Source organism: Robertmurraya korlensis NBRC 107688, from assembly GCF_001591645.1.
In the GTDB taxonomy this organism is placed as follows: Bacteria; Bacillota; Bacilli; order Bacillales; family Cytobacillaceae; genus Robertmurraya_A.
Window position 1 is genome coordinate 962,781 of record NZ_BCVH01000001.1, and the last position, 13,267, is coordinate 976,047.

Annotated in this window: 10 protein-coding genes and 1 pseudogene; 7 read left to right on the plus strand and 4 right to left on the minus strand. The window is 36.4% G+C overall.

The annotated features are described in order from the left end of the window. Positions 1–88 precede the first annotated feature (88 nt). The 3 genes from BKO01S_RS04785 (at position 89) to parC (ending at position 5,252) form a co-directional block, all read left to right on the plus strand. Complete coding sequence (locus BKO01S_RS04785; protein WP_066049381.1) at positions 89–502, plus strand: CoA-binding protein; 414 nt, start codon at positions 89–91, stop codon at positions 500–502. 326 nt (positions 503–828) lie between these two features. Further along, on the plus strand, positions 829–2,808 hold the full coding sequence (gene parE, locus BKO01S_RS04790; RefSeq protein ID WP_066049385.1) for a DNA topoisomerase IV subunit B: 1,980 nt from the start codon (positions 829–831) through the stop codon (positions 2,806–2,808). After that, positions 2,805–5,252 (plus strand): DNA topoisomerase IV subunit A, encoded by a 2,448-nt coding sequence (parC, locus tag BKO01S_RS04795; protein ID WP_066049386.1) that lies wholly within the window; start codon positions 2,805–2,807, stop codon positions 5,250–5,252. The genes parE and parC overlap by 4 nt, the downstream gene beginning before the upstream one ends. Before the next feature lie 58 nt (positions 5,253–5,310). On the opposite strand, the gene BKO01S_RS04800 is transcribed toward parC, so the two are convergent. Then, entirely contained in the window at positions 5,311–6,153 is an 843-nt protein-coding gene (locus BKO01S_RS04800) for a GNAT family N-acetyltransferase (protein WP_066049389.1), read from the minus strand. 120 nt (positions 6,154–6,273) lie between these two features. Between BKO01S_RS04800 and BKO01S_RS04805 the strand changes: the two genes are divergently transcribed. The 3 genes from BKO01S_RS04805 (at position 6,274) to BKO01S_RS04815 (ending at position 8,562) form a co-directional block, all read left to right on the plus strand. Then, positions 6,274–7,143, plus strand: coding sequence for an NAD-dependent epimerase/dehydratase family protein (locus BKO01S_RS04805; RefSeq protein WP_066049391.1), 870 nt, complete (start codon positions 6,274–6,276; stop codon positions 7,141–7,143). An 85-nt stretch (positions 7,144–7,228) separates the two neighbouring features. Then, positions 7,229–8,005 carry a YybI family spore inner coat protein gene (locus BKO01S_RS04810; protein ID WP_066049393.1) on the plus strand — a complete coding sequence of 259 codons (777 nt, stop codon included), beginning with the start codon at positions 7,229–7,231 and terminating at the stop codon, positions 8,003–8,005. Between the two features lie 77 nt (positions 8,006–8,082). Then, the gene (locus BKO01S_RS04815; RefSeq protein WP_066049398.1) at positions 8,083–8,562 is read left to right on the plus strand and encodes a staygreen family protein; all 480 of its coding nucleotides are present in this window, start codon (positions 8,083–8,085) and stop codon (positions 8,560–8,562) included. 780 nt (positions 8,563–9,342) lie between these two features. Here BKO01S_RS04815 and BKO01S_RS04820 read toward each other — a convergent pair. The 3 genes and pseudogenes from BKO01S_RS04820 to BKO01S_RS04835 all read right to left on the minus strand — a co-directional run bounded on the left by BKO01S_RS04820 (position 9,343) and on the right by BKO01S_RS04835 (position 12,229). After that, positions 9,343–9,576 carry a hypothetical protein gene (locus tag BKO01S_RS04820; protein WP_066049400.1) on the minus strand — a complete coding sequence of 78 codons (234 nt, stop codon included), beginning with the start codon at positions 9,574–9,576 and terminating at the stop codon, positions 9,343–9,345. A gap of 727 nt (positions 9,577–10,303) precedes the next feature. Next, complete coding sequence (locus BKO01S_RS24255) at positions 10,304–10,474, minus strand: hypothetical protein (protein ID WP_157077289.1); 171 nt, start codon at positions 10,472–10,474, stop codon at positions 10,304–10,306. A 1,088-nt stretch (positions 10,475–11,562) separates the two neighbouring features. Next, positions 11,563–12,229: pseudogene (locus BKO01S_RS04835) on the minus strand (HAD family hydrolase). 207 nt (positions 12,230–12,436) lie between these two features. Between BKO01S_RS04835 and BKO01S_RS04840 the strand changes: the two are divergent. Further along, entirely contained in the window at positions 12,437–12,925 is a 489-nt protein-coding gene (locus BKO01S_RS04840; RefSeq protein ID WP_066049409.1) for an SRPBCC family protein, read from the plus strand. The last annotated feature ends 342 nt before the right edge of the window (positions 12,926–13,267 follow it).

A 13,267-nucleotide genomic window follows, 5' to 3' on the forward strand; every position in this document is an offset into this window, starting at 1 on the left:
AGGAGTTTCTCCTAGCCTTTTGTTATTCAATTGGCTATGATTAAAGAATGTAAGGGCATACTAAACAAAAATTAGAGGAGTGAGTTGGATGCCAATCGAATATCCTAGCCGTGAAGAATTAGGACAAATTTTAAAAAAGTCAAAACGAATCGCTGTTGTTGGAATTAGCAACAATCCTGAGCGAACCTCTTATATGGTTTCTGAAGCCATGAAAAATGCAGGATATGAAATTATTCCCGTAAACCCTACCGTTGATGAAGTATTTGGCATTAAAGCAGTAGCCAAATTAACAGATATTGAAGGCCATGTAGATATTGTGAATGTTTTTAGACGATCTGAATTTCTGCCAGAGGTGGCAAGGGAGTTCGATCAAATGGATGCTGATGTATTTTGGGCACAGTTAGGATTAGAAAATGAGGAAGCGTACGAATTTTTAAAAAGCAAAGGCTACACCGTCGTTATGAATCGATGCATTAAAGTAGAACATGCTTTGACAAAATAATTTTTTCTCCTTCACTCTAGTCGTTAGGATTAGGGTGTTTTTCTTTTTATCATAGGCTTTGTAAACATTTCTATTATCGAAGAATATTCGTCTAAAATACTTTTCTTTTTAAAATATCCATTTGCCAAATCACAAGAAATATATACAATAAAGCATAGGTGTCTAAAAAAATGTGATAAAATACGAGATAAGAACATTTGTTCTATATCATTCGTTTCATAATATTAAAAGGATTATTCACTTGAAAGAACGAATACGTATAAGACGTTCAGATCCATTACATAGATAGAGACATGTAGCTGCACGGAAGGAAAGGGGTATTGTACGTGGCAAAAAATCAAGGAACGTTTGAATACAACGATGATGCCATTCAGGTACTAGAGGGGTTAGATGCGGTTCGAAAACGCCCAGGTATGTATATTGGTAGTACAGATACACGAGGGCTTCACCATTTGGTGTATGAAATTGTAGATAACTCTGTCGATGAAGCACTAGCTGGTCATGGAGACCAGATTATTGTAAAAATACACAAAGATAATTCCATAAGTGTGCAAGATAAAGGGCGAGGAATGCCAACCGGTATGCACAAAATGGGGAAACCCACTCCTGAGGTCATCTTAACCGTCCTACACGCAGGTGGAAAATTTGGCCAGGGTGGTTACAAAACTAGTGGTGGTTTACACGGTGTAGGTGCATCCGTTGTAAATGCTTTGAGCGAATGGCTCGTAGTAAAGATTAAACGAGACGGTTTTGTATATGAACAGCGCTTTGAAAACGGCGGGAAACCTGTAACTACTTTAGAAAAAGTAGGAAAAACCAATCAAACAGGAACGACGATCCACTTTAAGCCGGATGCGTCAATTTTTTCGACGACTACCTACAATTATGAAACGCTTTGTGAGCGCTTGAGAGAATCTGCCTTTCTTTTAAAAGGCATGAAAATAGAAATTATTGATGACCGCAATGACTTCCATGAGGTCTTCCATTATGAAAATGGCATTGAAGCGTTTGTTCAATATTTAAACGAAGAAAAAGACGTATTACATCCTGTTATCAGTTTTGAAGGGACAAGCGGTGGAATTGAAGTGGATTACGCTTTTCAATTCAATGATGGATATTCGGAAAATGTACTATCCTTCGTCAATAATGTTCGAACAAAAGATGGTGGGACACACGAAGCAGGTGCAAAAACAGCCATGACTCGTGTATTTAATGAATATGCCCGCAAAATCGGTTTGTTAAAGGAAAAAGATAAAAACCTTGATGGGGCAGATATTCGCGAAGGTTTCGCAGCGATCATTTCCGTACGTGTTCCAGAAGAACTTCTTCAATTCGAGGGACAAACAAAAGGAAAGCTTGGAACAAGTGAAGCACGTTCTGCAGTAGACTCGGTTGTATCTGAGTATCTTTCTTACTTTTTAGAAGAAAACCCTGAGACCAGTACGTTATTGATACGTAAAGCGATTAAGGCGTATCAAGCTCGTGAAGCCGCTCGTAAAGCTAGAGAAGAAGCTCGTAGCGGGAAGAAAAGAAAACGATCTGAGGCTGTTTTATCAGGAAAGCTAACACCTGCCCAATCTAGAAATCCTCAGAAAAATGAGCTTTACTTAGTGGAGGGTGACTCTGCTGGTGGATCTGCTAAGCAAGGTCGTGACCGCCGTTTCCAGGCGATTCTACCTTTACGAGGAAAAGTTATTAATACTGAAAAAGCAAAGCTTCAGGATATCTTCAAAAACGAAGAAATTAATACCATCATCCATGCCATCGGTGGTGGAATTGGAGCAGATTTTAATATCGACGATATCAACTACGATAAAATCGTCATTATGACTGATGCCGATACCGACGGTGCACATATCCAGGTTCTTCTTCTTACCTTCTTTTACCGTTATATGAAGCCGCTTCTTGAAGCAGGAAGAGTATTCATCGCCCTTCCACCGCTTTATAAAGTAAGTAAAGGAACTGGCAAGAAGGAAATTATTGAGTATGCATGGAGCGACGATGACTTACAATCAGCCATTAAAAAGGTTGGTAAGGGTTATATGATTCAACGTTACAAAGGACTAGGTGAGATGAACGCTGACCAGCTTTGGGATACAACCATGAATCCTGAGACGAGAACATTAATTCGTGTACGCATTGATGACGCTGCTCGTGCAGAGCGTCGTGTGACCACATTAATGGGCGATAAGGTTGAACCTCGCCGTAAGTGGATTGAAACACATGTAGCCTTCGGTTTAGAGGAAGACGGAAGTATTTTAGAAAATGAAAATATTTCTGTTGCAGAGGAGGATACTGAACAGTGAGTTTGACGGAAAAATTTCGCGATTTACCACTTGAAGAGGTCATTGGTGATCGCTTCGGAAGATACAGTAAATATATCATTCAAGACCGTGCCTTACCTGACGCAAGGGACGGTTTAAAACCAGTACAAAGACGTATCCTTTATGCGATGCATGTTGAAGGAAATACAAACGATAAGGGGTTCCGTAAATCTGCTAAAACAGTTGGTAACGTAATCGGTAACTATCATCCACACGGTGATTCCTCCGTGTACGATGCGATGGTTCGTATGAGCCAAGACTGGAAGCTTCGTAACCTTCTTGTTGAAATGCACGGAAACAACGGTAGCATCGACGGAGATCCACCAGCTGCGATGCGTTATACGGAAGCACGTCTGAGCGCGATTTCGTCTGAGTTATTGCGAGATATTGACAAAAGAACGGTTGATTTCGTACCAAACTTTGATGATACAGCGAATGAACCGACCGTATTACCAGCCATGTTTCCTAACCTTTTAGTAAATGGTTCTACAGGAATATCTGCTGGATATGCAACAGAAATTCCGCCGCATCACTTGAATGAGATCATTGATGGTGTCTTCATGAGAATGGACCAGCCAAACTGTACAGTGGATGATCTAATGACCGTTATCAAAGGACCTGATTTCCCAACTGGTGGAATTATTCAAGGAGTAGACGGCATAAAGAAGGCATACGAAACGGGCAAGGGAAAAATTATTGTCCGTGGAAAAGCTGAAATTGAAACCGTTCGTGGCGGGAAGCAACAAATCGTTATTACAGAAATTCCATTTGAAGTCAACAAGGCGAACCTTGTGAAAAAGATGGATGAATTCCGCTTGGACCGTAAAATTGAAGGAATGTCTGAGGTTCGTGATGAAACAGACCGTACTGGTCTCCGTATCGTTATTGAACTTAAAAAGGAAGCAGATGCTGAAGGTGTTCTACACTACCTATACAAAAATACAGACCTTCAAATTGCATACAACTTTAACATGGTTGCCATCCATCATCGTCGTCCAACGCTAATGGGAATTACACAGCTTTTGGATGCGTACATTGAGCATCAAAAGGAAGTAGTAACCAGACGCTCCCAATTTGATCTACAAAAAGCAAAAGACCGTCAGCATATTGTAGCTGGTTTAATGAAGGCCTTATCTATCCTTGATGAAGTCATCCAAACCATTCGTGGGTCAAAAGACAAGCGAGATGCAAAAGACAATTTGATTATGAAGTTTGGCTTTACGGAAGCGCAATCAGAAGCGATTGTTTCTTTGCAGCTTTACCGATTAACAAACACAGATATTACTGCTCTTCAAAACGAGGCAGACGAGCTTGCCAAGAAAATTGAGGAACTTACTGCTATTTTAGAAAGTGAAAGCAAACTTCTTTCTGTGATCAAAAAAGAGCTCAAAGATGTACGAAAACGCTTTGCGGATCAACGCCGTACCATCATTGAAGCAGAAATCGAAGAAATTAAAATCAATTTAGAAGTAATGGTAGCAAGCGAAGATGTGATTGTAACCGTGACGAAAGAAGGCTACATTAAACGTACTAGCCCAAGGTCATATGCTGCTTCGAATGGTCAGGACTTCGGTATGAAGGATTCGGACCAATTACTCGCACAGCTTGATATGAACACAACCGATGTCGTTCTCCTGTTTACGAATAAAGGGAATTACTTGTACTGTCCGGTACATGAACTACCAGACATTCGTTGGAAAGATCTCGGTCAGCATATTGCGAATCTGGTTCCAATTGATCGTAACGAAACAATTGTAAGGGTACTTCCTGTTAAAGATTTTGAGAAGGACGCCTTCTTGTTATTTATTACGAAAAATGGAATGGTCAAGAAAACGGAATTGAAGGCATATAAGGCTCAAAGGTATTCAAAACCACTTGTCGCGATTAATGTAAAAGATGACGACGAAGTACTTGATGTTCATGAAACAGATGGTACGAAGGAGTTGTTATTAACCACTCATCTAGGCTACGGATTACGTTTTTCTGAAGATGAAGTGAATATTGTTGGAGCTAGAGCCGCAGGTGTGAAGGGAATTAACCTAAAGGATGGCGACTTCCTAACAGCTGGTAAAATCGTCGATGATCCTCGTTCTCAAAGTATTGTCATTGTAACTCAGCGTGGAGCAATTAAAAAGATGAAGCTAGATGAGTTCGAGATAACTTCACGGGCGAAACGTGGAGTGGTGATGCTGAGAGAATTAAAGGCGAATCCACACCGAGTGATTGGTGCCGTCATTGTAAGTGAAAAAGACCAAATCTTTGTGAGTACCGAAAAAGGAAAAATCGAGGAAGTAAGTGCCTCAGATCTTAGACATAATGACCGATACTCTAACGGATCATTTATTATTGATGAAACCGATGCGGGTAAATCAAAGTCCGTATGGTCGGTTGCTCTTAAAGATGAAAGCGAAGTTACAAATAACTAACTAAAGTGAATCGTATACATGCAAAAGACCAAATCACATTGATTTGGTCTTTTGCCATTTACATTTTATAAAACTGAAACATGAATTGAATTTGAAAGCCTACTTCTTCATACAGCTTAAGAGCATGTGTATTCTCAACTTCCACATCAAGGGATACAGAACGATAGCCTTCTTGAAAAAGAATATCGACAGCTTCATGTAAAGCAGCTCTTCCTATCCCTTTCTTTTGATGGGCCGGATGAACGGCAAGCGCTGTAATAAATGCATCCTCAGATCGAATAAGATTGATTGTACCAACGATTTCATCATATACATGGATACCATAAAGAGTCCTACTTGGCTGTGTCAGCGACAATTGAATAATCGCTTCGGCTTCTTCTAGGTCATCTCCAAAACTGTCCATTAATACTGCCCGGTATTCATTGTGTCGTGTAGAATGATACTGAATTAGCTGGGTAGGAAGCACAGGCTTCTTACCACTTAGTTGAGTAATCATTAATTGTGCTTCACACACCTCATTATTTGCTCCTAATTTTAATAATGCATCTCTCTCAAGTGTTGCTATCTCATCTATTACTGCTGTGATAGAGTTTGGAAAGTGTAGTTGTAGATCCTCGTGAATTACCTTCAACAAATCAATTGCCGTTTGTTCGTCTTTAGCAGAAAAACCAATCTCAAAATCTTTTGTTTTTAACAGATCGGCAACGACTGCAGCAGATACTATACCTTCGCCGTCATACATAATAAAAATATAATCTAGAGAACCGTCCATCTCTAAAACAGAGGAGAGATTCATGGGCACTTCTAAGTTAATATTTCGTGCCGTTTGTTGTTTAGACACCCATAGTGCTAACTGGTCATAAAGTTCAGTTGTATAGGGGGAAGTATATTTTTTCAGCATATGTCTTTACCTTTCTTGCAATCTTTCCTAATTTTAACAGAAAGGAAGAAAGGTGAATAGGTACGAATGGTTGAATATATATAGATAGGATTCAAGTAATACTAGAGGGAGGAAGAGGAAATGAAAACAGCTTTAGTATTTGGGGGAACCAGGTTCTTCGGTGTGAATTTAGTCAAGGCATTACTTAGCAAAGGTGTAACAGTTACGGTAGCAACAAGGCAAAACAGCGAGGTTCCATTTGATAAAAATGTGGACACACTCAAGGTTGACCGGCTTGATTTTGAGTCTGTGAACGAAGCTGTAAGAGGTAGAACGTGGGATATGGTATTTGATCAAATTTGCTATAATGCTAGAGATGCAAAAATAGCAGTTCAAGCACTACATGGCAAGACTCGAAAATACATATTTACTTCCACGATGTCAGTATATGACTTCGCCGAAAATGTGAGTGAGGCAGATTTTAATCCGTACACATATCCCATTTCCGATACACCACCAGATCAAGTAACTTATCAGGAAGGGAAACGCCAAGCGGAGGCGGTATTATTCCAGATGGCAGACTTTCCAGTAATCGCTGTTAGAATTCCAATTGTTCTCGGTGAGCAAGATTATACCGAACGTTTACTTTTACATATTAATCGGACAAAAGATGGGTCCGTGATTGGATTCCCGAACCTACTAGCAAAAATGGGTTTTATCCATCAAGAGGAGGCTGGACACTTTCTTGCCTGGATCAGTGAGCAAGATTTCTCTGGTCCGATTAACGCCTGTTCAAACGAGATCATATCGATGGCAGAACTGATGGCACTTATTGAATGCGAGGTTGGCAGGAAGCCTAGTCTCCCGAGTACTTTTGATCCTTCCGAACACTCACCATATGGTGTTGAAAACACCTGGAATATGAGTAATGTTAAGGCTAGAGAACTAGGTTATCGTTTTAGTACTCTAAATGATTGGTTACCAGGACTGATTAAGCATTTAGCAAACTAATCTTTTGTTAAATTTGTTTTTTCTACATCTTTTTTCCACTTATGGGCAAACTAAAATAATGAATTTGCTCAGGGAGGAATTTTAGATGAAAAAAGAGCTATTGTTTGCTTTTGCTGCCTTCTTTTTTATGTCACTATCCGCGATAACAGGCGTATATGCAGTAGAAGAAGCTAACAAGCTTGAAAGCGTCATAGTCAAAGAACAAGTGGATGTTACCGGAGATGGAAAACTCGATACCATCTATGTAAAGGGGGAGCCTTTTGAAGAAGGGGCAATCTTTTTACGTTCCATTACTTTGGATATCTTTTCTGCAACGGGGAAAAACCAGAAAATCAATCTCGAAGGTGGGTACGAACCACGAATTGACTTTAAAGATTTAAACAATGATGGAGTCAAAGATCTATTTCTCTCGGTAAACACAGGAGGAAGTGGCGGATTATCTAATCACTATTTATATACTCTCAAGGATAACCAGCTAACCGATTTAACCGTACCAGAACCACTAGTAATCCAATCTTCCTTTCTAAACGGCTATAAAGCCAATATGACCATTGAAAATACAAATGAGTCGTATCAATTTGACTTAAGAAATAGAGCAAAGGATTACGAAAGACTTGGATTATATCATAATGGCAAACTAAATGAACCTGCAGAACTCATGGTCCTGCCTTTGGGAACGCTTAAACCTGTTAAAGTAATCGGGAATCGAATAGGTCTAAAAGGATCCCAACGGATTAGTGGAGCCTACAATGCCGATTCGATTGCCTATGTGGAGTCATCATGGGTATTGGAAAACGGAAAATGGAAGCTGCTAGATACGAATGTCATGGAATTACGCAAGAATACAACAAAGAAAAAATAGGCAGTTGTCACATTTAACAGCGAATCACATAAACTACAGTAGTAAACAACTTCATCATCCAGGGGAGTGAGGCTTACATGAGTAAGTTTGATCCGTCTTTGTTAAATGTGACATACTTTCCACCGGCAACACCCTTTAAACCTGTAGATGAGAGAAAATATACATTAACGCACTCAGATATGACAGGGGAGCTATTTTTAACCATTGGATATTGCTACGATTTCGATGCCATCAATAGCAAATTTCGTGATGAAGTGTTGGCAGAGTGGAAACCTGTCATGGGTCAATACACATTATCAGGAAAAGTGTATATAACTAACGGAGAATTCGATGAAAAATATTCGATGATTCGATATCTCATTTTCCAAAAAGAAATACCATTAGCCTTAACCGCGATGGTATACGGTGACCAAAAATTCTATCAAAATTACCCATGGTTATTAGACTCTCCAATATATATACAATTCGAGTCTTCCTTTCCACAATATAATCAATACATGTACTATGGCACCCCTAGATTCTATTTAACAACCGCCCTTCAAGAGCGTGTTGTTTAACCGTTAAACCTGACAGACGTTAGGTTTTTTGTTTGGGACGGACTTTTTACCCTGATTAGCGAATAGAGCGAGGTACATTTCAAGAACTCCACTGGTAGACCAGATTCAAAGGATTGAGAAGGAGTACAGAAAGGAGGTCAATACATACGAGAACTGTTAATATGATCAAGTGAAGGATTAATTGAATATATAGCAAGTGTAAACACTTTTTAGCTAGGCGTTTTTTGAAGAGAAAAGTTGCATATAATAATATTATGTAAACTAATAACAACAAAGAGATCTAGATGAATACTAATAGTAATATAATTGCTAGTTAAAGATGTAAATAATTAATCCAAACAACCAAATCAAAAGAACCGAGAACAAAAGTAATTTCAGATAAACGTCGAATCTGAATTAACTCCTGAACAATTTAAATACTAAAACTGGAATCTCAGATCAAAAAAAACAGTTTCGTCTCACTATTGTAAGTATACTTAGTTATTGAGACCTCATCTGTCTCTCTTCCTGGAACTGTGTATAATAGATATTATGTAAACTAGAAAAATGAATTTTATTGGATGCCTCTACTCTCTTGACGTGTTGTTGTTGACGAGCGACACAAAAATACTTACAACAGTGACACAAACATACTGAAACTGATGTTTTGACCAGTATCTTTAGATTAATAAGGGTAATATAAAATTCTTCGATAACCATAGATACATAAACAATAAATTATCCCCCTTACTCCCTATATTTAAAACAAGATAGCCTATTTAATAAGAGTTATAAAAACTTCTACACTAAGATTTCCTTTATTTTATTTAATACTGTGGAAATATAGGAACTATCATGAGGCAAAAAGTCACCTTTAATTACTAAACTATCTAAATGGACTACCTTCAAATTCTCATTTAACACAATACCTTTCGCTTGTATGCTATCTATTTTTTCTAGCCATAATTCCTCAAAGGATTCTAACTCAATCATAACCATTCCAGATACTTCTTCAATTTGAAATTTATAATTCATTTCTAATTTCTCAGGAATAATATAGACGAATACGTGCCCTAATTCCCTATCAATTATATTGCCCTCAACAATCTCATCAGATATGTTTCCAATATAAATTAAATCTTCTATCGAAACATTTACACCTAACTCTTCATGAACTTCTCTAATACCATCTGTAACTGCTTCATGTGCCTTTATGTCCAGCAGCAGAAATATCCAAAGTATTTGGGAAATCCCTTTTTTGTTTACTTCTCAGTTGGAAGTGTAAAAAATGTTTATTGTTCTTCTTACTCACAAACCAACAATGGAATGTTTCATGCCAAAAACCTTTACTTGTACTTCCTCTCTACTAGATGTCCCTATGCATTTTCGATTCTGATCAAAAATCTTAAGTAGTTCTGAACTCATTTTATCACCTTTACTTTTTCTAATTCGTCTGTTCAATTCATAGTTATTTTTAAACCCGTTTATATCCCCTGAAAATCCCCTTCTTTGTAACACATTATATATTAACATATTATTACAATTTTTCTCGAAGAAAACTTCACCTATCCTACAATAAAAAATTTAACATAAAGAGACCTTAATCCTTCCTGGATCAAAGCCCTCTTTTCTTATGCTAAATAACCTTAGCTAAATATGTTTTGATTAATTACTAAATCGAGAAATCCAACCGTCTTCAGTATAAAGTTCGCCAGCTAGTCATCACTTAAGTCTTTATGACAAACCTTTTTATAATTTTCACTTAATGCAATATTAATAACTCTTCTAGTTCTAATGTCCAAAGTAAGTGATGTAATGTTGTATCGACAATTTGAGGAACTAATTCATTTATTAATTCACTTTGACCACTAGCAGCAATAATATTAAATAATCTCCTGCATTCTTCACTACTAATTTTTCCTTCAATAGTCATTCCCCATTGCTCAATAGCCTCATCCGAACTTTTTGTTTAATATCTCTCCAAATTAGTCTAAGAATTTGTTGATCATAATTATCATAAATCTATTGTCATTACTCATTTATAGTATAAATTTAAAAAATTAGCCTTCTTATAAAATTAACCTGGATCGTTTGTAAATTTAGGCATAATCCACCTAAGTTCAACTAAACCACTATTCCAGAAAAACACTTTATTACATCTTGTATTTTTCTTGATATGCTTTAAACTGCTGCTCGTATTTTTGAAGCCTTTTTACATCTGACTTCAAATTCCTTTGCTTCGGCTTCGGCTTAAATTACGTTAATTGAGCATAATAACACTTTTACAAGACGATTTCGAAAATAAAATTATGAACGCAAAAAGACGCCATATTTTACTATGGCGGCATTAATATATTTGTATTTAATGTTTACTACTTCTTCTAAAAGTTTAGCGATATCCTCCCTTTCAATTTATCATACAAATATTGTACCCCATATAATAAATACGCTTTGTAGTGTATGTAAATAAAGAATTGAAGATGATTTAACCGATTTAAACGAAGAATTTTTAATTTTTCAAGAACCGGAATGAATATAAATGCAAAGAATGCATTAAATATTACATTGACTAGTACAAACTTTTTGAAGTTCCCATACGTATATTTAAGTATCCACATAGATATTGGGACGTAAGGACCTATATCAAAAGGAAATTCATCCCTAATAAATGATCTTCGCTTATCGTAAAACTTCCAATACTTCTTCTTCTTTCCATATATATGACTAATTGTCTCATATATAGCTATCAAGACACTAGAAACAGAGTAACGCTTAATAGTAGGTTTATCTAAAAATAATACCGACAACCAAGGAATAACAATTAATATGAAATTAAAAATTTTGTGCTTCTTTGAAATCATATCTATATCACCTCGACTCAATATTGTATATCATTAGATAAAAAACTAAACACTGAAACAAAAACCACTCCGAAAAGGAATGGTTTTTGCTTGAAAAATAGGACCAATATCAAAAGGAATTTCATCCCTTATAAAAGATTGTGGCGAAGAACAGCAGTCATTATGAAAAATAACTTAATAATCCATCAAAGGAATTGACCTCGGCATATGGTTTTATGTCGGTATCATTCTTGTTATTAAGAGGATTGAACCATATCCCCTTTATATTTGCATTTTGACAACCACCAATATCCTTTTCTAAGTCATCTCCAATGAATAATGCATCTTCGGGTTTTACATTTAGCTTATTTAGTGCTAATTCAAATATGCGTTTGTCAGGTTTACTAAATCCCACTTCTTCAGAAATAATTATTATTTCGAAACAACTATTTAAATTAGTATTAATTATTTTAGCTTTTTGTCTCTGAGTTGAGCCATTTGTTATAATTGCAAATTTAACTTGCATCTTTAGTCTAGTTACTATATTAATAGTATTTGGATTTATAGTGAAACATTTAGGAAAATTATTATTCCAAAAATCTTGAATGTCGTAGCGTGGCAACCTATATTTTGGTGGGAATTCATCAAAAAATATTTCAAAACTTTTGTTTTTCATTATGACCATAGCTTTCTTTATCATATTCTTTGAATTTCTTTAACATTTCATTTTTCACTGAATGTTTAACATCCTCATAACACTTATCTAAAAACATTAAAAATATTCGCTCTATTGCCTTATCCCTATTAAGAAAGGTTTCATCTAAATCAAAAATAGCAGCCTTAATCATTGTTTTTTCTCCTCTTATATTGTTTCAATTATATCTCCTTGTTTAAGTAACCTGCTTCTATAGTCGAATAAGAAAAAGCGATCTCCTTATGGAAGAATCGCCCCCTTTAGTTCAATAAGGCTATAAAACATACACCCAAAATCTTTCGAAATTTTTTCAATAATGTTACTATTTAAGTGTAATTATTTTACAAAAGGAGAGGTTCTTTTGACAACTACCACAAATGATAAAGCTATAATTAAAGAGGTAACTATTAATGCACCATTAAATTTAGTATGGTTTGCCTGGACAATTTCTGAAAGAGTTTCTGAATGGTTTGCACCTGAAACAATTGTAGAAGCTAAAGAAGGTGGTGCATACGAACTTTACTTTATACCTGGAAATAATAAGGGTATGAATACAAAGGGTTGTAAAATCACAAAGCTCATTAATGAAAAAGAGCTACATTTTACTTGGAAAGGACCAGACCAATTTGAGACATTAATGAACAATGAAAATGAATTAACAAATGTTAATGTAAGTTTCAAAACAATTAATGAGGATTCTACCAAAGTGATTGTTGAACATATTGGATTTAAAGATAATGAGGAGTGGGCTGAAGCAATTAAGTGGCACCAAATGGCTTGGTCAGGAGTTCTTGATAGTCTAAAATCTGCTCTCGAAAAGGGCGAAGGAAATTTATGTTGCCAACCCTAAAAAACAATATTTTACGACACCATCTATATTTTTTTAAGAATGTAGGTGGTTTTTTATTTCCTAAAATGTATTCAGAACCTATCTTGTGATGTAGCAATAATTGTTGAACTATCCTCCCTCAATAAACAAAGTGAAAACTCACGTTTTCTCAAGTATTCTCAGTATTTTATAGAATGTTATTTTAGAGTTAATGCTCGCTACTATGGTTGGATTTATCTCGTAAGGATAAATTTAGGCTTTTGAAGCAAAAAAACTGATGGCTCATTAGCCACCCACTTACAAAAAATGGTGGATGAGTTAAAATATGATCGCACTGGTGGATGTCCACATATCTCATGGATG

What these genes read in the sequence shown, in the direction of transcription:
- BKO01S_RS04785 (WP_066049381.1), top strand. Translation starts at nt 89, where the DNA reads ATGCCAATCGAATATCCTAGCCGTGAAGAATTAGGACAAATTTTAAAA.
- BKO01S_RS04810 (WP_066049393.1), top strand. Translation starts at nt 7,229, where the DNA reads ATGAAAAAAGAGCTATTGTTTGCTTTTGCTGCCTTCTTTTTTATGTCA.
- BKO01S_RS04815 (WP_066049398.1), top strand. Translation starts at nt 8,083, where the DNA reads ATGAGTAAGTTTGATCCGTCTTTGTTAAATGTGACATACTTTCCACCG.
- BKO01S_RS04805 (WP_066049391.1), top strand. Translation starts at nt 6,274, where the DNA reads ATGAAAACAGCTTTAGTATTTGGGGGAACCAGGTTCTTCGGTGTGAAT.
- BKO01S_RS24255 (WP_157077289.1), bottom strand. Translation starts at nt 10,474, where the DNA reads ATGACTATTGAAGGAAAAATTAGTAGTGAAGAATGCAGGAGATTATTT.
- BKO01S_RS04800 (WP_066049389.1), bottom strand. Translation starts at nt 6,153, where the DNA reads ATGCTGAAAAAATATACTTCCCCCTATACAACTGAACTTTATGACCAG.
- BKO01S_RS04820 (WP_066049400.1), bottom strand. Translation starts at nt 9,576, where the DNA reads ATGAATTATAAATTTCAAATTGAAGAAGTATCTGGAATGGTTATGATT.